Genomic DNA, 22,884 nt, shown 5'->3' on the forward strand with positions numbered 1-22,884 from the left:
GTAGTCGGCGTCGGGGAAGTACTGCACGACGGAGTTGAGCACGACGGTGTCGTAGAAGCCCCGGCGCAGACCGCTGAAGTCGTGTGCCGGGCGGACGTGCAGCTCGACCTTCTCCTTCAGCGCGGGTTCCGCGCCGACCTGCTCGCGCAGCGTCTCGATCGCCCGTGCGGACAGATCGGTCCCGTGGTACGCGGTGCAGTCCTCCGCCAGTTCCGACAGCAGCAGCCCGGTGCCGACCCCGATCTCCAGCAGCCGCGCGGGCCGCAGCGCCCGGATGCGGTCCACCGTGGCCGCCCGCCACTGGAGCATCTCGTCCAGGGGGATGGGCTGCCCGTCGTAGCTGCTCCGCCAGATCCCGAAGTCGTGGCCGAGGGGGGCGGGCGCCGAGCCGCCGTAGAGGGTGTCGTACGCCTCCCGCCACTCGTCGAGCCGGTTCTGCTCCCGGCTGTCGTCGGGGGCGGCGCGGTGGGGCTCGGGGACCACGTAGGCCACAAGTCGCCGCGGGGCCGGGTCGCCCGCGCGGTCGCCCGGCACGGGGGCCGCGCCGGGGGCGGCGCGGGCGACCACGACCGCCCCGGCGACGTGCGGGTGCGCACCGAGGGCCGTCTCGATCTCGCCCAGCTCGATGCGGAAGCCCCGCACCTTGACCTGGTGGTCGGTGCGTCCGAGGAATTCCAGCTCCCCGTCCGCGCGGCGGCGGACCAGGTCGCCCGTGCGGTACATCCGGCTGCCCGGCGCACCGAAGGGGTCGGCGGTGAAGCGCTCCGCGGTCAGGCCGCCGCGCCCCAGGTAGCCGCGGGCCACGCCGGCGCCGGCCAGGTACAGCTCGCCGGGTACGCCTTCGGGGCGCGGGTTCAGCCACTCGTCCAGCACGTAGGCGCGGGTGGCGCGCAGCGCCCGGCCGATGGGCGGGGCGCTCCCGGTGACCCCGTCGAGGTGGGCGGCGGTGGACCAGATGGTGGTCTCGGTGGGCCCGTAGACGTTGACGAGTTCGCCGCCCAGGTCGCGCAGTCGGGAGGCCAGGGAGGCGGGGAGGGCTTCGCCGCCCACCAGCTTGCGCAGCCCGCGCAGGGCGTCGGGGGCGGTCTCGGCCAGCAACTGCCAGGTGGTCGGGGTTGCCTGGAGGATCGTGGCACCGCTCGCGGTGAGCAGCGCGGCCAGCGCCTCGGGGTCCCGTGCGGCATCGCGGTCGGCCAGGACCAGTCCGGCGCCGCTGACCAGCGGGAGGAAGAGTTCCAGTGCGGCGATGTCGAAGCTGACCGTGGTGACCGCCACCAGCCGGTCGTCGGCGGTGGGGCGCAGCCGGTCCCGCATGTCGGCCAGGAGGTTGGCGAGGTTGCCCCGGCTGACGACGACGCCCTTGGGGCGTCCGGTGGAGCCCGAGGTGTGCAGGACGTACGCGGCCTGGTCGGGCAGCGCGGCGAAGGCCTCGGGCATGGTTCCGGCGCCGTGTGCGGCGTCGGCCGCGAGGAGGACGGCGCCGCCGGTGGCGGTCGCGGCCCCGGTGATCGCGGGGCGGCAGTCCGCCGTGGTGAGCAACGCGGCCGGGCGGGTGTCGGCCAGGATCGCGGCGATGCGCTCGTCCGGGTACTCCGGGTCCAGCGGTACGTAGGCGGCGCCGGCCCGCAGGACGCCGAGCAGGGCGACCACCAGGTCGGCGGTGCGCGGCAGGCACACCGCGACCCGGCTCTCGGGGCCGGCGCCGTGCCCGGCGAGAGCGGCCGCGACCCGGCAGGACCGCTCGTCGAGCTGGGCGTAGGTGAGGCTGTCCCCGCCGCAGCGGACCGCCACCGCGTCCGGCATCTCGGCGGCGCGGGCGCGGAAGAGACCGACCAGGTCCTCGGCCGGGCCCGCGGCGGCGGCGTCCCATTCGGCCGCGAGTCCGCCGCGTTCGGCCGCGTTGAGCACGGGCATCCGGCTGAGCCGTGTCGTGGGCTCCTCGACGGCGGCCAGAAGCAGGTCGTGGTAGCGCTCGGTCAGTCGGGCGACGGTGCGGGCGTCGAAGAGGTCGGTGGCGTACTCGACCGCGCCCTCGACGGCGGTCGCGCCGTCGTCCTCGTTCCGGGACTCGACGAGGTTGACGAAGAGGTCGTACTTGGCCGCCGCCTGGGTGGGGCGTTCGACGGTGACCTCCAAGCCGGGCATGACGGCTTCGCCGCGCTCGTTGTTCTGGAGGGCCAGCAGCACCTGGAACACGGGGTGCCGGGCGAGGGAGCGGGTGGGGTTGAGCGCCTCCACCAGTTGCTCGAACGGAATGTCCTGGTGGGCGAAGGCGGACAGGTCGGCGTCCCTGACGCGGTCGAGCAGTTCCTCGAAGGTGGGGTCGCCGCCGAGGTCGGTGCGGAGCGCCAGGGTGTTGACGAAGAAGCCGACGAGGTCGTCGGCCGCCTCGTCGCCGCGGCCGGCGACCGGGGTGCCGAGGACGATGTCCCGTCCGGCCCCCAGTGTGGCGAACAGGGCGGCGAGACCCGCCTGCAGGGCCATGAAGAGGGTCGCCTGCCGGGAGTGCGCCAGGGCGCGCAGCCGGTCGCGCAGCGGGGCGGGCAGGGTGAAGCGGTGGATCGCGCCGCGGTGGCTCTCCATCGCGGGGCGCGGCCGGTCGGTGGGCAGCTCGATCTGTTCCGGCGCGCCGTCCAGCGCGTCGCGCCAGAAGGCGAGCTGGCGGGCGAAGAGGCTGTCGGGGTCGTCCGCCGCGCCGAGCAGCTCCTGCTTCCAGAGGGTGTAGTCGGCGTACTGCACCGGCAGGGGCCGCCACTGGGGGGCGCGGCCCTCCCGCCGTGCGCTGTAGGCGGTGCTCAGGTCGCGGGCGAGCGGGGCCAGCGACCAGCCGTCGCCGGCGATGTGGTGGAGGACGAGGGAGAGTACGTGGTCGGCGGGCCCGGTGCGCAGCAGTACGGCCCGCAGCGGAAGGTCCTCGGTGAGCGTGAACGCGTGTCCGCGGGCCTCGGCGAGGGCGGCGGGCAGCTCCTCCTCGGTGACGTCCACGACGTCGAGGGCGGGCGCGGCCCGTTCGGGCGCGACCACGTGCTGGTGGGGGGCGCCGTTCTCGGCCGGGAAGACGGTCCGCAGCGCCTCGTGCCGGCCCACCACGTCGGCCAGGGCGGTGCGCAGGGCGCCGACATCGAGGGGGCCGCGCAGCCGGAGGGCGAGCGGGATGTTGTAGGTGGCGCTCGGTCCTTCCAGTTCTCCGAGGAACCACAGCCTGCGCTGGGCGGAGGAGAGCGGGAGGCGGTCCGGCCGCCGTCGCGGGAGGAGGCGTGGCCGTCCGGTCCCGGCCGTGTCCAGCCGCCGGGACAGCGCGGCGGGCGTGGGCGCCTCGAAGAGCGTGCGGATGCCGATCTCCACGCCGAGCGCCGTCCTGATCCGGCTGATGAGCCGGACCGCCGACAGGGAGTGGCCGCCCAGGGCGAAGAAGTCGGCGTCGCGGCTGACCTCCTGGACGCCGAGGACGGCGGCGAAGGCGGCGCAGAGCGCTTCCTCGCGCGGTCCGGCCGGGGCTCCGCCGGTGGCCCACGCCGCCCGGTCGGGGGCGGGCAGCGCCGCTCGGTCCAGCTTGCCGTTGGGGGTCAGCGGCAGGGCGGGCAGCAGCACCACGGCGGCGGGGACCATGTAGCCGGGCAGGGCGTCGGCCAGGTGCGCGCGCACCTCGTGCGGGTCGGGGTCGGCGTCGGCCGCCGGCACCGCGTAGCAGACCAGGTACCGGTCGTCCGGTCCTTCGCCGTGCACGGCGGCCGCCGCCTGGGCGATGCCCGGGTGACGGCGGGCGGCGGCCTCGATCTCGCCGGGCTCGATGCGGTAGCCGCGCAGTTTGACCTGGGAGTCGGACCGGCCGACGTAGTGGAGGCCGCCGTCCTGCGTGCGCCGGACGAGGTCGCCGGTCCGGTACATCCGGCCGCCGGCGTCGAACGGGTCGGCGACGAAGCGGGTGGCGCTCAGGCCGGGGCGGCGACGGTATCCGCGGGCCAGGCCGGGGCCGGCGACGTACAGCTCGCCGACGACGCCCGTCGGCACGGGGAGCAGCCCTTGGTCGAGCACATATGCGCGCAGGTCGTCGAGGGGCGTGCCGATCGGGCTGCCGCCGCGCTCCACGGCGGCGTCGTCCAGCTCCAGGTGGGTGACGTGGACGGTCGTCTCGGTGATCCCGTACATGTTGACCAGGCGGACCGGGCGGCCCCGCCAGGGGGCGAGTTGGGCGGTGTCCAGCGCTTCCCCGCCGAAGACGACGTACCGCAGCGCGGCGGTGGTCCGCGGGGGGACGTCGAGGTCGGACTCCGCCCGCAGGAGCTGGAGGAAGGCGGAGGGCGTCTGGCTGAGCACCGTGACGCGCTCGCGGCCCAGCAGCTCCAGGAGGTCGCCGGGGGATCTGGCCACGTCGTGCGGGACGACGACCAGCCGGCCGCCGTGCGCCAGGGGCCCCCACATCTCCCACACCGAGAAGTCGAAGGCGCTGGAGTGGAAGAGCGTCCAGACGTCGTCGGGCCCGAAGTCCACCGCCGCGCGGCAGGCGGCCAGCAGCCGTGAGACGTTGGCGTGGCTGACGACCACGCCCTTGGGCCGCCCGGTCGAGCCGGAGGTGTAGATGGTGTAGGCCGGGTGGTCGGGGAGCAGGGGTGCCCGTCGGTCGGCGTCGGTGACCGGCGCGGCCGAGACGTCGACCCCCGCGCCGCCGGTCGGGAACGCGTCGAGCAGCAGCCACGGGACCTCGCCGACCGCCTCGCCCACCGTGCCGTGCAGGGCCTCGCGGACAGCGGTCGTGGACAGCACGGCGACCGGCCGGCAGTCGTGGAGGATGTACGAGGTGCGCTCGGCCGGGTGGTCGGGGTCGACGGCGAGGTAGGCGGCGCCCGACTTCAGCACGGCGAGCACGGCCACCACCAGGTCCGCCGAGCGGGGCACCGCCAGGGCGACGAAGTCCTCCGGTCCCACACCGAGTCCGATCAGGGCGCGGGCCAGGCGGTTGGACCGGGCGTCGAGTTCCGCGTAGTCCAGGGTCGCCCCGCCGTCGGTGAGGGCGGGGGCGGAGGGCGCGCGACCGGCGGAGGCGGCGAACAGGGCGGGCAGGTCGGCGACAGCGGTGGCGGCCCGCGCCCGTGCGGCGGCGTCGGCCTCGGCAAGGCGTCGGCGCTCCTCGGCGGTGGTGACGTCGAGCTGTCCGAGCCGTAGGCCGGGCTCGCGCGTCACGGTGCGCAGCAGCGCCACGAACCGCTCCGCCAGGGCCCGCGCGGTCGTGCGGTCGAACAGGTCGGGGCGGTAGCGCAGGGACGCGTCGAGCCCGGTCCCTTCCGCGGCGGCCGTGCTTTCGGTGAAGGTCAGTTCGACGTCGGTGTGGGCGGTGCCCTCGGCGGTCGGCAGCAGCTCCGCGCGCACACCCGGCAGGTCCAGGAGGTGGTCGAGCGCCCCCTCGGCCGCGTTGTCGAAGGTGAGCATCGTCTGCACGAGCGGGTGCCTGCTGGGCGAGCGGGCGGGGTTGACCGCCTCCACCAGCCGCTCGAAGGGCACGTCCTGATGGGTGTAGGCCCGCAGGTCGGTCTCGCGCACCCGGTCAAGCAACTCGGCGAAGGCCGGGTCCCCGGAGGTGTCCGTGCGCAGGACCAGGGTGTTGACCAGGAAACCGACGAGGTCGGCGGTCTCGGGCCGGTCGCGGCCGGCCGACGGGGTGCCCACGGGGATGTCGGGGCCGGCGCCGAGCCGGTGCCACAGGGCGGCCAGGGCGGCGTGGAGGACCATGAACGGGGTGGCCCGGTGACGGGCCGCCAGCGCCCGCACGTCCCGGTACAGTCCGGCGTCGACGCGGAAGTCGACCCGCTCGGCGTAGGAGGGGGGCGTCGTCGGGCGCGGCCGGTCGTAGGGCAGTGCGAGTTCGTCGGGCAGTCCGCGCAGCTCCTCGGCCCAGTGGGCGACGCGGCGGTCCACCGGATCGCCCGCGTCGTCCCCGGCGTCGTGGTGCCGTCCGAGCAGGTGGGCGGCGGGGCTGGGGGCCGGGGTCGGCCAGCGGGGCGCGCGGCCGGCGGCGCGGGCGCGGTAGGCGGCGGCCAGGTCCCGTGCCAGGGGCCCCATCGACCAGCCGTCTGCGGCGATGTGGTGGATGACCAGGAGCAGGACGTGCTCGCCTTCCGGGAGCGTGAACAGGGTGTGGCGCAGCGGGGTGTCGTCGGCCAGGTCGAAGGGGCGGCGGACGGCTTCGCGCACCAGGGCGTCGAGTCGGTGGGCGGCGGCGGGGACGATGGCCGGGGCGGACGGGATCCCTGCGGCCAGGACGACCTGGTGCGGCCCCTGCTCGTCCTCGCGGAAGACGGTGCGCAGGCTCTCGTGCCGGGCGGTCAGATCGCCCAGTGCCGCGTGCAGGGCGTCGACGTCGAGGTCGCCGGTGAGCCGGAGCGCGACGCTGATGTGGTAGCCGCCGGCCTCCCTGTCGTAGCGGTTGAGGAACCACAGCCTGCGCTGGGCGGGCGAAAGCGGCAGCCGCTCGGGCCGCGCCTGCGGGTCGCGGTTTGGCGCGGGCTGCGCCGGGACTCGCGTGCCGGGGGTCTCCCCGCGGGTGAGCTGGGCGGCGATCTGCGGATCGGCGAGGAGGTCCGCGACGGTGCGGTGGTCGAAGATCGTCCGGATGTCGAGCCGCAGTCCGAGTTCGGCCCGGATGCGGCCGGCGAGCCGGACGGCGAGCAGGGAGTGGCCGCCCAAGGCGAAGAAGTCGTCGTCCAGGGTGGTCTCGGGCACGCCGAGCACTTCGGCGAACAGGGCGCACAGGGCGGTCTCGGCGGCGGTGCGCGGCGCCCGCCCCGCAGAGGCGGTGCCGTACTCGGGCGCGGGCAGCGCCCTGCGGTCGAGCTTGCCGTTCTCGGTACGCGGCAGCTCGGGCAGGACCACGATCGCGGCCGGGACCATGTACGGCGGCAGGGTCGCGGCGAGGTCGCGCAGGGCGGCCGCCGGGTCGAAGCCCGCGTCCGGTCCGCCTTCGGGGACCACGTAGCCCGTCAGTCGCCTGTCCCCCGGCTCGTCCTCGCGTACGACGACGGTGGCGCGGGCGACGTCGGCGCGGGTGGCGAGGGCGGCTTCCACCTCGCCCAGCTCCACCCGGAAGCCGCGCACCTTGACCTGGTCGTCGGTGCGGCCCAGGCACTCCATGATCCCGTCGGGCCGCCAGCGCCCCAGGTCCCCTGTGCGGTACATCCGGGCGCCCGGCGCGTCGAACGGACAGGGTAGGAAGCGCTCGGCGGTCAGGCCGGGCCGCCCGTGGTAGCCGCGGGCCACGCCGACACCGGAGACGTAGATCTCCCCGACGACGCCGACCGGCACGGGCTGGAGCAGGTGGTCGAGGACGAACATGTGGTTGCCGGGCAGCGGGCGACCGATCGGCAGCAGACCGTCCGGCACCTCGTCACCGGGTTCGAAGAGCAGGTCGGAGCAGTTGACGCTGGTCTCCGACGGCCCGTAGTCGTTGAAGACCCTGGCCCTCGGGTGGCGTGCGCGCCAGCGCTCCAGCATCTCTCCGGTGAGCGGTTCGCCGCCGAGCACGAGCGTGCCGGGGCGCTCGCCGGTGGCGTCGAGGACGCCGGGCAGCTCGTCCAGGAGGGCGACGTGGGAGGGCGTGCCCTTGACGAAGGTGACGCCGGAGCCCTGGGCGTGTTCGTCCAGCTCGGCGAGGAGGAGGGTTCCGCCGGAGATCAGCGTGGTGAACAGGGCGGTCACCGTCAGGTCGAACGCGACCGGGGAGTGCAGCAGTGACACCCCGGCCGCGTCCGGGTAGCGGTCGCGGGAGCGGACGGCGTGCGCGGCCAGCGAACCCCGGCTGACAGCCACGCCCTTGGGGCGGCCGGTGGAGCCGGAGGTGTAGAGGACGTAGGCGAGGGTGTCGGCTCCGACCGGGCGCGGCCGCTCCCGGTCGGCCACCCTCCCCTCCGCGGCGCGGGCGAGTTCGTCCGCGGGGCCGGGCAGGTCGACGCAGAGGATCTGCCGCCCCGGCGCCTCGGGCACCAGGTGGGCGTGGGCGGAGGTGGTCAGGACGAGGGCGGGGTTCCCGTCGCCGAGGAGCAGCCCGATCCGTTCGGCCGGGTAGTCCACGTCCACCGGCAGGTAGGCCGCACCGGCCTTGAGCGCCCCCCACAGTCCGGTGAGCAGGTCGGCGCCGCGCGGGAAGACCAGGCCGACCAGGTCCTCGGCCCCGAGCCCGCGGGCGATGAGGAAGCGCGCCATGCGGTTGGCGCGGGCGTCGAACTCGGCGTAGCTCAGGCCGGCTCCGCCGTCACCGCCCTCGACGAGCGCGAGGGCGTCGGGGGTGCGGTCGACCTGCTCCTCAAGGAGAGCGACGGGACATTCCCGTGCGCTCGCGGCCTCACCGCGCGCCCAGTCGCCCAGCAGCGTGTCGTGTTCGCGCGGCAGCAGGACGTCCAGTCGGCCCGCCGGGGTGTCGCCGGACGTCGCCATGGCGTCGAGCACCTGCTCGAACCGCGCCGCCAGGTCCTCCACCCACTGGGGTGTGAAGAGGTCGGGGCGGTGGATGAAGCGGAGTTGGAGGTCGGGGGCGGGGCCGACGGTGACGCTGAGGGGGTAGTGGTTGCCGTCGTGGCCGCGCGCCCCGCGCAGTCGGAGCCCGTCGCCGCCGCCGAGGCCGTCGGCGGGGTCCAGCGGGTAGTTCTCGAAGACGAGCGTGGTGTCGAAGAGGTCGCCCGCCCCGAGGCGCTGCTGCACCTGTGCCAGGGGGAGGAACTGGTGGTCCAGGAGGGCGGCCTGCTCCCGCTGCACGCGCCGGACGAGTGCTTCCAGCGGTTCTGCGGGGTCCAGGACGACGCGCACCGGCACGGTGTTCATCAGCAGGCCGACGATCTCCCCCGCGCCGGACAGGTCGGTGGGGCGGCCGGAGGCGGCGATGCCGAAACTCACGTCGTCCCGGCCGGTGAGCCGGCCCAGGAGGAGCCCCCACGCGGTCTCGATCACCGAGTTGAGCGTGACGCCCAGGCGGCGGGCCCAGGCGGTGAGGCGGGAGACGACGTCGGGGTCCATGGTGCGGTAGTGCGGGAGCGGGGCCGCGCCGTCGCGGGGGGCGTCCGGGGCGATCAGTGAGGGCTGGAGCCCGGCGAGCGTCTGTTCCCACGCGGCGAGGGCCGCGTCGGTGTCCTGCCCGGCGAGCCAGGCGAGGTAGTCGCGGTACGGCCGTGCGGCGGGCAGGGCGGCGCCGTCCGCCCCGTACAGGGCCATGAGGTCGCGCACCACCAGCGGCAACGACCAGCCGTCCAGTACCAGGTGGTGGTTGGTCAGGGCCAGCACGTGCCGGTCCGCCGCCGTCCGTACGAGCAGGAAGCGCATCAGCGGCGGCCGTGCGAGGTCGAACCGGCGGGTGCGCTGCCCGGCCAGCAGCGCGTCCAGCCGCCGCTGCCGCTCCTCCCCGGTCAGGGCGGACAGGTCGTGCTCCTCCCAGGGCACCGGCGTCCGGGCGGCGATCGCCTGGCTCCACTCGCCGGAGCGGCGCTGGAGGAAGGCCGCGCGCAGCACGTCGTGCCGGTCGAGGACGTGTTGGGCGGCCTCCCGCATACGGGCGCTCGACAGCTCGCCGTGGAACTCCAGCGCCAACTGGCCGACGTAGACGTCCTCCGCCGCGTCGTCGAACGTGCTGTGGAAGAGCAGCCCCTCCTGGGCGGGCGCGAGTGCGAGCAGGTCGGCGATCTCGAAGTCCGCCGCCGCCTCGCACTCCTCGATACCGTCCTGGTCCAGGTCGCCCGCGCCGGTCTCCGAGGGGATCAGGCCGGCGCTCCCGGCGGCGCCGGCCAGGGCGGTCAGCTCGTGCAGCGCCTTCTCCCACTCCTGGGCCAGCGCCGTCAGCCGCGCCTCGGACAGGCAGCGGCCGGCGGCGTTCCAGCGCGCCGCGAGGACCGGTCCCCGCGGGCCGTCCTCCAGGACGACGGTCAGCTCCACCTCGTGCGCGAGCGGCAGTTCGGGCGGTTGCGGGACGACGCTGTGGCCCGCGAACGCCCAGGCCCCGGCGGGCTCCGTTCCCCCGGCGGGCTCCGTGCTCCCGTCCGGCTCCGTGCTCCCGTCGGTGAGGGCTTCGGCCACGGCGACCCGGCCGAGGTAGTTGAAGCCGAACTGCGGGCGGGGCAGCTCCCGACCGCCCTCCCCCAGGGAGGACGCCGCTCCGCCGCGGCGGAGCAGGTCGTGGCCGAGACCGGCCTCCGGCACGGTGCGCAGTCGCTCCTTGGTCTCCTTCAGCAGCCGTGCGGCCCCGGCTCCGGGCCGCAGACGCACGGGGTGGACCGAGGTGAACCAGCCCACGGTGCGGGACAGGTCGATGCCGGGCAGGAGCGCGTCCTGGCGGCCGTGGCCCTCGGTCTCCACCACGAACACGGGCCGGTCGCCCAGGACCCGCGACGCGGCCAGCGCGTAGGCGGCCAGCAGCAGTTCGCCGGGGTCCGCGCGGAGCGCCGCGGGCGCGGTGCGGACGAGCGCGTCGGTCAGGTCGGGCGGCAGGCTGTGCGCGCGCTCGCGTGCCGTGCCGTGGGTGTCGGCGTCGGGGTCGAGCCGCGTCTCCAGGGCGACCACGTCGCCGTCCGGGTCGGCCAGCCCCGCCAGGGTCGCGCGCCAGTGGGGGAGCCGGCCGGTCACCGCGGTCTCGGTGGCGCGTCGGGCGATCCGGGTGGCCCACTCCCGCAGGGAGGCGCCCTCCGGCGGCAGGGGCGCCATCGCAGCGGGGGCGGCGGCCGCGGTCCAGGCCTGGCGGAGGTCGTCCGCCAGGATGCGCCAGGAGACGCCGTCCACGCTGAGGTGGTGGGCCACCAGGACCAGCAGGCCGCCCCGGTCCGTCCCCCGGTCCAGCCAGGCCGCGCGCAGCACGGTTCCGGTGCTCGGGTGGAGGGCGTCGCGTGCGTGCTCGGCCTCCCGCTCCACCGCCTCCCGCAGCGCCGCGCCTTCGAGTCCAACGGCGTCGCGGCAGCGCAGCAGGTCGGCGGCGGCGACCGTCCCCGGTTCGGCCACCACCAGGCCGTCCGGCGATCCGTCCTGGTCCGCGGCGGCCCGCAGGCGCAGCGCCCCGTGGTGGTCGATCAGTGTCTGGAGCACGCGCCGGATGTCGTCGGCTGCCGCGTTCGCGGGGGTGGTGAGGACCACCGACTGGTGGAAGCGGTCGGCGCCGCGGGCACGCATCGACCCGGTCCGGGCGACGAGCCGCGCCGCGGCCGGGACGTAGGGCAGCGGCCCGCTCGGGGCGAGCGCCTCCGGCGCGGGCCGGTCCGCGTCCTCGTCCGGTCCGGCGGACCGGGCGGCGGCGGCCAGCCCGGCGGCCGTGGGGTGCTCGAAGACGTCGCGCACGGTGAGGTGCAGTCCGGCCCTGCGGGCGCGGCCGACGAGCTGGATGCTGACGATGCTGTCGCCCCCGAGCGTGAAGAAGCCGTCGTCCGCGCCGACTTCGGGGACTCCCAGCACCTCGGCGAAGAGCGCGCAGAGCAGTTCTTCCTTCGGCCCGTTCGGGGCGCGGCGGCCCGCGTGGCGGCCGAAGTCGGGCGCGGGCAGGGCGCGGCGGTCGAGCTTGCCGTTCGGGGTGAGCGGCAGGGCGTCCAGTTCCACGAGGGCGGCGGGCACCATGTGGTCGGGCAACCGGACGCGGAGCCGCTCGAGGAGGGCGGCCGGGTCGGCGGTGGCGCCGACGACGTAGCCGATCAGGCGGGCGGGGGCGGCCGCCCGCTCGGGCGTCCCGTCCGGCCCTTCGACGAGCGTGACGGCCGCCTCCCGGACGCCGGGGAGGTCCAGCAGCGCGGCCTCCACCTCGCCGGGCTCGACCCGGAAGCCGCGCACCTTCACCTGGGCGTCGGCCCGGCCCTCGTAGACCAGGTCGCCGTCGGCGGTCCAGCGCATCAGGTCGCCGGTGCGGTACATCCGCTCTCCCGGGCGCCCTTGCGGGCAGGCGACGAACCGTTCGGCGGTGGCGGCCGGCCTGTCGCGGTATCCGCGGGCGACGCCGGGCCCGCAGACGTACAGTTCGCCCGTCACGCCCGGAGCGACCGGGCGCAGGCGGGCGTCGAGGAGCAACACCCGTACGCCCGTCACCGGTCGGCCCACGGGCACGGGTCCCGAGGGCGCGTCGGCGTCCGGGGTGATCCTGTGTTCCAGGCAGTTGACGGTGGTCTCGGTGGGCCCGTAGCTGTTGAAGACGGTGGTGGCGCCGTGGCGGGCCCGCCAGCGGTCCAGCCGTGCGCCGATGAGTTGCTCGCCCGCCAGGACGACCGTTCCGGGGGCCGTGGCGCCGCCGAACTCCTCCAGCAGCGCGAGGTGGGAGGGCGTGGCCTTGACGAAGGCCGGACGCTCCCGCTCCCACTGGGCGATCCCGGACTCGTCGAGGTCCCCGACCTGGATACGCCCGCCCGCGGCCAGCGGCCCGAAGAGGGAGACGACCGTGAGGTCGAAGGCGATCGGGGAGTGCAGCAGGACCGCGCCGCTCAGCGCGTCGCCGTAGGTGTCCAGGGCACGTTCGACGAACGCGTCCAGCGCATCCCTCGTCACGACGACGGCCTTGGGGCGGCCCGTCGAACCGGAGGTGTAGATCGTGTACGCGGCGTTGTCCCCGGCCACCGGGCGTGCGAGGCCGGCGCCGTCCTTCGGGAGGGGGGCGCGGTCCTTCGAGAGGGGGGAGCGGTCCGCCAGTTCCCTCTCGGCGTCCTCCTCGCCCAGAACCAGCGTGGCGCACCTGGCCGCTCCGGGAAGCGTACGCAGCCGCTCGGCGTCGGTCACCAGCAGAGCCGGGGCGGAGTCCGCGAGGGCCCAGCGGTTGCGGTCGGCGGGGTGTCCGGCGTCGAGCGGGAGGTAGGCGGCGCCTGCCCGCAGGATCCCCAGCAAGGTGGCGACCAGTTCCGCGCCGCGGGGCAGGAGCACGGCGACGAGGTCCTCGGCGCCGACGCCGCGTGCGGCCAGGGCCGCGGCCACCCGGTCGGCGCGGGCGTCGAGTTCCGCGTAGCTCCAGACCCGCCCGGGCTCGACCACCGCGGGCGCGTCCGGTGTGCGGGCGGCTTGGCCGGCGATCCTCGCGGCGACCGGTTCGGGGCGGCTGCCACGGGTGCGGGGCGTGCCGGTCCCCCACGCGCGCACGAGGCGGTGCTCTGCGGCGCTGAGGACGTCGAGGGTCCCGACGGGCCGGGCGGGGTCGTCGACCATCGCGGTCAGGACGTCGAGCAGGCGTTCGGTGAGCCGGTGCGCGGTGGCGGCGTCGAACAGGTCGGCGGCGTGGACGAGGGCCCCCTCCAGCGCCCGGTCCGGCCCGTCGCGGTGGGTGAAGTGCCAGGAGAGGTCGAACTTGGTCTCCCCCGACTCCACCGCCTCGACGCGGTCGACCAGTCGGGGGAACCGCACCCGGCCCCGGTCCTGCTCGGGGCCGTTGAGGATCAGCATGACCTGGAAGAGGGGGTGCCGTGCGGTGGACCGGACGGGGTTCACCGCGTCCACGACCCGGTCGAAGGGCACGTCCTGATGGGCGAAGGCCTCCAGGTCGCCGTCACGCGTCCGGGCCAGCAGTTCGGTCGTGGTCGGGTCGCCCGAGACGTCGGTGCGCAGGACGACGGTGTTGACGAAGCAGCCGACGAGTCCGTCGAGCGCCTCGTCCGGGCGGCCGGCGACCGGCGTGCCCAGCGGGATGTCCGATCCGGCCCCCATCCGGCTCAGCAGGACGGCTATCGCGGTCTGGAGCACCATGAACGGGGTGGCGCCGACGCTCCCGGCCAGCTCCGCCATCCTGGCGTACAGGGCGGGCGGCACCTCGAACCGAGCGACCCCGCCCCGGCGGACCGGGTCCTGCGAACGGGGGCGGTCGGCAGGGAGCCGGATGTGGTCCGGCAGCCCGGCCAGGGCCCGGCGCCAGTAGTCGATCCCCTCGGCCTGCGCGGCGGCGCGCTCCCGGCTCCCCCGCTCCCACAGGGCGAAGTCGGCGTACGTCACCTCGGGCGGCGGGAGGACGGGGGCGCGTCCCGCGAGCCGGGCTGTGTAGGCGGTGGCGAGGTCGCCGATCAGGGGTCCCATCGACGCGCCGTCGGCGGCGACGTGGTGGACAAGCAGCAGCAGTGCGTGCTCCTGCTCGCGGGTGCGGTAGAGCGTGGCGCGCACCGGAAGGTCCCGCGCGAGGTCGAAGACGTGGCCCGCGGCGGCGCGAAGTTCCCCGGCGAGCGCTTCGGGGGCGACATCGAGCACCGGCAGCGGGAGCCGCTGGCCGCCGGGGGGCGCGATGTGCTGCTCGGGTGCGGCCGCCGCTGCGGCGTCGTCCGCCGCGGGCCGCAGGGTGGTGCGGAGCGTCTCGTGCCGGTCCACCACGTCGCCCAGCGCGGCGTGCAGCGCGGGGACGTCCAGCGGTCCGTCCAGGCGGAGGACGGTCGGGATGTTGTAGGCGGCCGACGCGCCGTTGAGTTCGTCGAGGAACCACAGCCGGCGCTGCGCGGAGGAGAGCGGCACCCGCTCCGGGCGGGGGCGGACCGGGCGGACGCGGTCGTCCGTCACCACCCCGTCGCCCAGCTCCTCCGCGAGGCGGGCGACGGTCGGGGACCGGAAGATCTCCCGTACGGTGACCGCCTTGCCCAACCGGCCGCGGATGCGGCTCGCAAGCCGGGCGGCCAGCAGGGAATCGCCGCCTCGGGCGAAGAAGTCGTCGTCGGCGCCCACCTCTTCGACGCCCAGCACCTCGGCGTAGAGCGCGCACAGGGCCTCCTCACGGGCGTCGCGCGGCGCCCGCCCGGCGGTCGGGGGCCGGGTGACGGGGGCCGGCAGCGCCGCGCGGTCCACCTTGCCGTTCGCGGTGCGCGGGATCTCCGCCAGCTCCACGAAGGCGGAGGGGACGAGGTGGGCGGGGAGCCGTTCGGCGAGAGCCTTGCGCAGGCGCTCGACGTCCAGTCCTCCCTGGTGTGCCGGGTCGGGCGTCAGGTAGCCGACGAGCCTGCGGTCGCCCGGCCGTTCCTCGTGCACAGTCACCAGGGCCTGGGCGACGCCGTCGAGTTCGGCGAGGGCCGCCTCGACCTCGCCCGGCTCCACCCGGAAGCCCCGGATCTTCACCTGGTCGTCCGCCCGTCCGACGAACCTCAGCACGGTGCGGCCGTCGCCGGGCACCCGGCGCACCAGGTCCCCGGTCCGGTACATCCGCTCGCCCGTCCCGGTGTGCGGGTCGGCGACGAACCGGGCGGCGGTGAGGCCGGGGCGGCCCAGGTAGCCGCGAGCCAGGCCCCTGCCGCGCAGGTAGAGCTCCCCCGTCACCCCGTCGGGCACGGGCCGCAGCGCGGCGTCCAGAACGTACGCGTCCACCCCGGCCTCGGGGTTCCCGATGTCCGGCGACCGGTCGCCGCCGGCCGCGCACCGCCCCGAGGTGGCCTGGACGGTCGCCTCGGTCGGCCCGTAGACGTTGAACATCCGCCGACCGGGCGCCCAGCGGGCGATCAGCGAGGGCGGGGGCTGCTCGCCGCCGGTGACCAGGTCGGTCAGGTCGGGGAGGCCCCCGAGCGGCAGGGTGGCCAGCACGGCGGCCGGGGCGAGGGCCGTGGTGACGCGCCGGTCGCGCAGGAACGCGGCCAGCTCGTCGCCGGCGAGGCCGTGCGGCGGGATGACGAGGCAGCTCCCCGACGTCAGCGCCATCACGAGTTCGGCGACCGCGACGTCGAACCCGAGGGCCGCGAGCTGCGCCACCCTGGAGCCGGGGCCCAGTCGGTAGCGTGCGATCTGCTCGGCCGCCAGGGCGGCGATGCCCGCGTGGGTGACCACGACCCCCTTGGGCCGCCCGGTCGAGCCGGAGGTGTGGACGACGTACGCCGGGAGGTCCACCGGGAGGGTTCCGGGCGCGGGCACGTCGGCCTCGGCGCACCGCGTCCCGGCGTCGAGGAGTTCCTCGGCCGACACGCGGGGGCAGTCGGCGGAGGGGGGCTCGGTCCCGGCCCCGCCGACCAGCAGGTCGGGGCGGGCGTCGCGCAGCAGGAAACCGATGCGTTCCGCCGGGTACTCCGGGTCGATGGGAAGGTAGGCCCCTCCGGCCCGCTGGATCCCGAGGATCAGCGCCGCCTGCTCGACGCCCCGCGGCACCGCGAGGGCCACGATGCTCTCCGGCCCCACGCCCCGCGCCGCCAGGCGCCGGGCCACCCTCTCGGCGTGGGCGTCGAGTTGGGCGTACGTCCAGGTGGCACGGTCCGAGGAGACGGCCGGGGCGTCGGGGGTGCGGGAGACCTGCCGGGCGAAGAGTTCGGGCAGGGTCCGGGCGCGCAGGTCGCGTCGGGGGCTCCGCCCGGAGGCCGACGCCGCGGCCTCCTCCTCCGCGCCGAGCAGGCGGGTCCGACCTATGGGGGCGTCGGGGTCCTGCCCTATGCGCGTCAGGAACTCCGCGAGCCGCGCGGCCAGCGAGGCCACCGCGTCCGCCGAGTGGAGCAGGGGGTTGGCGGCGAGGGTGATCTCCAGCTCGCGGCCGTCCCCCGGAGTGCCGAGCAGGTTGACGACCAGGTCCTCGACCGGTCCGGCCGAGAGCTGGTGCACCGGCGCCCGGCAGTCGCCGAAGTCGAGCACCGGGGCGAACGCCATGACGTTGACGAGCGTGGTGGCCGGCGGCGCGCCGTGGAGTCCGAGCGCCCGGCCGATGTCCTCGGTGCGGTGGCGCTGGTGGCGCAGTGTGGTGCTGATCTCGGCAGCGGTCAGCTCCAGCAGCGCGTCCATCGACATGCCCTGTCGCACGGGCAGGCGCAGCGGTACGACGTTGGCGAGCATCCCCGGTGTGCGCACCGCGGCGGGGGTCATCCTGGCGGTGACGGGGAGGCCGACGACGACCTCCTCCCCCGGCGCGAGACGGCTCAGGAAGGCGGCCACCGCGGCCGTGGCGTACACGGGCCAGGGGCGTCCGCTCCGATCGGCCCTGCGGCGCAGCGCGGCGGACTCGGCGGCTGGCAGGCGCACCGTGCGGCGCAGTTCGTCGGGCGGGGCCGGCGCGGTGGCGTCCGCGAGGCTGGTGGGGCGCGGGAGGTCCGCGAAGCGGTCGCGCCAGTGGTCGGCGTCCGCGCGGTGGCGGGCGGAGCTCCGGTAGGCGTGGTCCTCCTCGACGAGACGGGCCAGCGGCGCGAACGCGCAGGGGGGCGGTTGCTGGCCGGTGCGCAGCGCGCGGTGGACCGCCGCGAGCCGGTCCAGGTAGAGCGCGGCGCCGTACCCGTCCAGAGCGAGGTGGTGGTAGCGCAGGTGAAGGAGGGCGCGGCCGCCGCCGAGCGGGATCAGGGTGTGGCGGCAGGTGTCGCCCGCGGCGAGGTCCCAGGGTTGCGCCCGCTGCCGGTCCATCCAGTCCAGGGCCGCGGAGCGGGAGGGGGCACCGCCGCTCGGGTCGGCGTGGAAGAGGCGGGTCTGGGTGCTCGGCGGCCGGGCGAGGACGTGCTGCTCCAGTGCGCCGTCCGCGTCCTCCTGGAAGGCGGTGCGCAGCGCCTCGGTGTCGTCGACGGCGCGGCGGATCGCCTCGCTCAGCACCTCCTCCACCACGTGGTCGAGTTCGAGGTAGAGGCCGCAGGCGTAGAGCCTGTCGTCCGAGCGCAGACGCTGTGCCGTCCAGATCCCGGACTGGGCCGCGGTGGCGGCCACACGGTGTGCCGGGGACTCCAACATGCTTCTCCCGCTCTCGGACTGAAGGGGTGGCGGCACGCCCGGACGCGCGGCGGCGTCCGCACGCACGAGTGCCTGGGCACGTGCGTCTGTGGTGGGGGCCGGGGACCGGCGGCCGTCAGCGCACGGTGCGCGAGGCCAGCCGGACGGTGAGCCCGTCGATCGTCGGCTCCTGCCAGAGCAGTCCCAGGTCGCATTCGACGCCCAGGTACTCCTCCACGACGCCGCACAGGGCGGTGCCGGTGACGGAGGTCATCCCGTAGTCGGTGAGGGGGACGTCGGTGGCGAGGGAGGCCGCGGGGACGCCGAGGCAGTCGGCGCACTGCTCGCGCAGCCACTGCCGCAGGGCGTCGGGGTCGCCGGGAGCGAGTGGGGAGGGAGGCGGGGAGGAGGGCGGGGACAGGGACATGCGGGTAGGACCTCTGTCTTCGGTGGGCGCGCGGTCGGTCTTCGGTGGGCGCACGGTCGGTCCTCGGGACGGCGTCCCGGCCGGCCCTCGTCCGGGCGGGCCGGGGCCTCGGGGACCGCGTTGCCACGGGGACCGCGTTGCCACGGGTCGGGGAGCGGCCCGCCGCCGGGAGGGGATCAGAGCGGGGGCACGGTCATGTCACGGGCGGGAGGACGCCGTCGCGGTCGTCCGCCTCCCGGAGCGCCGCCAGGAGGCGGTGGGCGCCGGGGTCGGCGTGGACCTGGGCGAGTTCCCCGGTGGTGAAGAGGCGGGCGGTCAGGCGGCGTTGTACCTTGCCGCTGCTGGTGCGTGGGATGCGGCCGCGTCTCACCAGCACCACTCCGGCCGGGGCGAGGCCGAATTCCCGCGCGAGCGTCGCCCGCAGGGCCGTCACCAGTTCGGGGCCCCGCTCGGGCCGGACGGACGGGCCCACCTCGTGGGTGACGACCACGGCCTCGCCCTCCTCGGTGGGGAGGGAGAAGGCGGCCCCGATCGTCCCGAGTTCGGGGTGGCGGGCGCGCAGTTCGTGCTCGATGTCGTGGGGGTAGAGGTTGCGGCCGTGCACGATGAGGAGTTCCTTGATGCGGCCGGTGACGTACAGCTCGCCGTCGTGCAGGGCGCCGAGGTCGCCGGTGCGCAGCCAGGGCCCGGAGCCGTCCGCGTCCATGACGAACGTCTCGGCGGTCGCCTCCGGTTTCTGCCAGTAGCCCCTGGCGGTGCTCGCGCCGCGCACTCTGATCTCGCCCACCCCGTCGCCGGTGACGGGCTTTCCGGTCGCGGGGTCGACGACGCGGATCTCCAGGGCCGTCGGCCTGCCGCAGGAGACGACCTCGCGAGAGGGGCGTCCCGCGGCGGCCTCGACGAAGCGGTGGTTCTCCAGTTCCGCGACGTCCACCCGCCGGGTGCGCAGCTCCCCGGCGGACAGGGACACCAGCAGGGTCGCCTCGGCCAGTCCGTAGCAGGGGGCTGTGGCGTTCGGGTGGAGTCCGGCCGGGGCGAACTCCTTGGCGAAGGCGCGCAGCGTCTCGGCCCGGACGGGCTCGGAGCCGTTGCCCGCCCAGCGCCAGCGCGACAGGTCGAGCCGATCCATCTCCTCGGGCTTCACCCGCCGTACGCAGTAGTCGTACGCGAAGTCGGGCGCCGCGGAGAAGGCGAGGTCGAAGCGGTCGATCAGCGTCAGCCACAGGGCCGGTCGGCGCAGGAAGGCGCTGCCGCTCATCAGCACGGCGGCTCCGCCGCTGAACAGTGCCGGGCTCAGCAGTCCGAACAGACCCATGTCGTGGTACATCGGCAGCCAGCCGCCCAGCCGGGAGCCGGCTCCCAGCTCGAAGCCGGTGAGCAGGCTGCGGACGTTGTCGGCGAGCGCGCCGTGGGTGACGACGACTCCCTTGGGGCTGCCGGTGGAGCCGGAGGTGTACTGGAGGACCGCCACGGTGTCGGCCCGGATCTCCGGTTCCCGCCACGTGTCGGGGTCGGCGTCGCCGGGCAGTTCGTCGACGGAGTAGAGGGGCAGTGCGCCCAGGCCGGTGCGGGCCGCCCAGTGCCGGACGTCCGCTTCCGTCTCGGAGACGGTGAGGACGGCGCCCGCCTCGGCGTCCTTCGCGATGCCGACGACGCGTGCGGCCTCCAGGGAGGTCCCGGTGGGCAGGGGTGCGGGGACGGCGACCATGCCCGCGTAGAGGCACCCGGCGTAGGCCGCAGCGAACTCCGCGGACTGCGGGAAGAGCAGCAGCACGCGTGCACCCGTACCGAGCCCGGCCGCGCGGAGGAGGACGGCGACGCGGCGGGCGGTGGCGTCGAGCCAGGCGTAGCTGCGCAGCGCCTCCTCGCCTTCGTGCTCCGGGTGCCGGACGAAGCCGACGGCCTTGCGCTCGGGGTCGGCCTCGGCCGTCGCGGAGATCGCGGCCACCAGGTGGGGGCCGGCCAGCGGGTCTACGGGAGGACTGCTCACAGCAGCGGCCCTCGTCTCCCGCCGGGGCGCGGCCTCATGCCCGCGGCCGACTGGTACGGCGTGCTCCCGTGCCCTCGGGCCGCCGGGCCGGCGGGGGCGCCGCTGCGGACGACCCGGGTCGCCGGCGGCGTGGACTGCGGTTTCCGGCACACCTGCCGGACGGCTAAGTAGTGCGGATCTTCGTGTTCGTACACCCTCTGCTGACCTCCCCCGTAAAGCGGCGGATTTTACAGGTCGTGCGCACGTGCTGATCCCGATGGAAAACCATTCGACCCGAGTCGCCCACGCGGAGAATCGGATCGCTCGACACACCATACAGGGCTGATCCTCTTTTGAGAAAGGATCGCTCTCTTTTACTCGAAGTCCTCTGTGAAACGAATGGAAAAGCCATCCCGCCATACAAAACCGCACACCACATACGTGCGATACGGCGACGGCTGCACCGTAGACAACGGTAACAGCCCCTTTGTCCGCTTTCCCTCTTCGTGTCGCCCCGGGGGACGCACCGAGAAACCGTATACATAGCTTCGATCTCGCCACAAGAGCCTGCCGGAGAAAGGCCCTCTTGACAGAAGGCCCACCCTCCTTCACCGGTACAGTGCGGCGATTTCGCTGGGCATCGGGGTATTCGGGACATGATGGAGCAAGTCTTACGGAGCGACCGCCTCGATTCTTCGCCAGGGGCCGGGAAGCGCACCCGGAGCACATTCGACGCGCGCGGGCTTCCGGATTACTTCACCGGCAGGAAATGTTCAGTTCAACCCGGACCAGCGACGGAAAAGGGATGATGCCTCCCACTGCGGACCATGCGGTGGTGAAGTCCGAAGACGGTCCGCGCCACGGCGGCTCCACGTCGGAGCTGTCGGGACGGCCGCAGGCCCGCGGGGCGACCACGGCCCGCGCGCCCGCGACGGTAATTGTGGCGCGGCGGCTGTCATAGCGGTGATTTTTCGCTCGGACCAGCAATCCGGAGCCGGGGCGGATTCCCTCACCGAAATGTTCGGCGAAGCAGAGGACGGATCGCGGCCGGCCGCTTCACGCCCGGTCCGGGGCGCGGGAAAGGGCGAGGCCGCCGGGGACCTGCTGCCAGACCGCCAACAGGACGAGACCGACGGTCCCCCGACCTGGAGCGGTTCGATCCTCTTGAGGGCCTGAGCTACACGGTCACCGGCTCCACCAGCGGCGACCTCGACGTGTTGCACGAGACGTTCCAGGAGCACTGGGTCGCCGCCACGACGCCAGCCGGCGTCGCCGCCTTCGCCTACGTCGACAAGGACGGCAAAGCGGCCAACATGTCCGTCGCCGCCGTCTCCTGGACGTCCCCGCGTTGGCCATTCGAGGCCTGCGTGGCCGTCGACTACCTGAACGGGCTCTCACCCACAGGTACGGCGAGACCTCCGTCTCGGAACACCACCTCCCCGACGCCTACGACCACGCCCTCAGGGCCCTCCGGAGCGGCCACGCCGTCCGCAGGTTCGAACACGGCGTGGACCTCCGCCTGTACGGCGGCCGCGTCCTGCTGCACGTCGACGCCGATCGGCAGCGGGCGACCGGTCGCCGAGGTGACGGGGGGAGGCGTGAGGGGCGCCGGACGCGGTCAGCAGCAGGGCCCGCGACCGCAGGTCAGCCCAGCGGCGCACCGGGAACTGCTCCGGCGTCGCGCCAGGGCAGGAGGCGGCGAGCGGGTTCGCCGCGAGCTCCGGCGCGGCGGGGGCGTGACCGCGTCCGCCCCTCTGCGCGTGTACGCCCGGCCGCCTCGTCGATCCGGGCCGTCAGCGTGTCGTGCACCGAGCCGAGTCCGCCGACTACTGGCTGATGCCGGCGCGCTGTTACCGGGCACGTGTGACGTGGTTACGGCTCACTCCCTGCGGACGGCGGCGTTCGCAGGGCGGGCGGCGCTCGCGGGCGGCGGCCTCTGCGCGCTGACGCTCACCCGAGTGTCGGCGTTGAGCACCGGCGAGGGCGAAGAGCCGCGCCGCGGACGCGACCACATCCTCGGCAGTGGGTCAACGGCGAAGGGTCGGAAAGACTGGCCGTGCGCAGGCGTGCCCACGGCGATCGTCACCGGATGGCGCGCCGCTTGTCACCAGCAGCACGCGAACGCAGGCATGGAGCAGGGCCTGACGGGCCCATGGCTACGCGGCCCGGTCGGTCAGCAGGGCGATGGCGAATCGGGTCTGCCATGCGGCCAGTCGGCGGACCACCGGGACCGCGGTGACCAGCAGGAACACCCCGATGGCGGTGTTGAAGCCGATGTCGGCGGCCTGCGAAGAGGTGTCGAATACCAGCTCGACCAGGCCCTGGTTGTCCTGCCCCCGAGGCAGGGACCACGACCACGTGGCGTAGAGCAGCTCGCCGATGCCGCCGAGGGTCCAGAGGCGAACGTGGTCCCGGGCCTCCAGCGCGCGGTCCCGGCGCTGGTCAACGGGCTGGGCATCGCGGCCGGCATGAGCGGTGCGGTGCGGGATGAATCCTACGATCACCACGCGCTCCCCCGGCCGGCGCCGGCTCGACGGGCTCGGACGCAGCCGCCCACTGACCACCCGTCACCGGCCGAGACAGGTCGGATCAGTCGCGGTACTCACAGAGGTAGGCGGTCTCCACGGCCACCTTGAGCTGGAACTTGCTGTCGGCCGGGACGTCGAACCGGCTGCCGGCGCCGAACTTCTCCCACACGTCGGAGCCAGGGAGCTTGACGGTCAGCGCGCCGGAGACCACGTGCATGATCTCCCGCTTCGCGGTACCGAACTCGTACTCACCGGCGGCCATGACTCCGACCGTAGCGGGACCCTCGCTGCCCTCGAACGCGATCGACTTGACCGTGCCGTCGAAGTACTCGTTGACCTTGAACATGCGTGTCCTCCTTGAAGCCGAGCAGAGACAGGGCCGGCGAATCGACACCGCGGACGGCGGC

5 protein-coding genes and 1 pseudogene (1 of these 6 running past the window's edge) are annotated in these 22,884 nt (G+C 75.0%); all 6 read right to left on the reverse strand.

The annotated features are described in order from the left end of the window. Positions 1-17,574, reverse strand: partial view of a non-ribosomal peptide synthetase gene (locus IO20_RS0113330; RefSeq protein WP_078946255.1) — the 5' portion only. Its footprint begins 1,287 nt before the window's first position; 17,574 of the gene's 18,861 nt are visible here — the first part of the coding sequence; its start codon is at positions 17,572-17,574; the stop codon falls past the left edge of the window. Positions 17,575-17,689: 115 nt separating this feature from the next. Then, positions 17,690-17,980 (reverse strand): acyl carrier protein, encoded by a 291-nt coding sequence (locus tag IO20_RS36485; protein ID WP_037635382.1) that lies wholly within the window; start codon positions 17,978-17,980, stop codon positions 17,690-17,692. A 193-nt stretch (positions 17,981-18,173) separates the two neighbouring features. Then, on the reverse strand, positions 18,174-19,970 hold the full coding sequence (locus IO20_RS0113340) for a fatty acyl-AMP ligase (RefSeq protein ID WP_051874571.1): 1,797 nt from the start codon (positions 19,968-19,970) through the stop codon (positions 18,174-18,176). A 1,453-nt stretch (positions 19,971-21,423) separates the two neighbouring features. After that, positions 21,424-21,767, reverse strand: a pseudogene (locus IO20_RS41345) (hypothetical protein); the annotation flags it as partial. Positions 21,768-22,105: 338 nt separating this feature from the next. Then, positions 22,106-22,453 (reverse strand): sensor domain-containing protein, encoded by a 348-nt coding sequence (locus tag IO20_RS40280; protein WP_030552437.1) that lies wholly within the window; start codon positions 22,451-22,453, stop codon positions 22,106-22,108. Positions 22,454-22,538: 85 nt separating this feature from the next. Then, a complete protein-coding gene (gene ppnP / locus IO20_RS0113355; protein ID WP_030552435.1) occupies positions 22,539-22,823 on the reverse strand; it encodes a pyrimidine/purine nucleoside phosphorylase in 285 nt (94 codons plus the stop codon). Positions 22,824-22,884: the final 61 nt, after the last annotated feature.

This window comes from Streptomyces exfoliatus (assembly GCF_000725545.1).
In the GTDB taxonomy this organism is placed as follows: Bacteria; Actinomycetota; Actinomycetes; order Streptomycetales; family Streptomycetaceae; genus Streptomyces; species Streptomyces exfoliatus.

What these genes read in the sequence shown, in the direction of transcription:
- ppnP (WP_030552435.1), bottom strand. Translation starts at nt 22,823, where the DNA reads ATGTTCAAGGTCAACGAGTACTTCGACGGCACGGTCAAGTCGATCGCG.
- IO20_RS36485 (WP_037635382.1), bottom strand. Translation starts at nt 17,980, where the DNA reads ATGTCCCTGTCCCCGCCCTCCTCCCCGCCTCCCTCCCCACTCGCTCCC.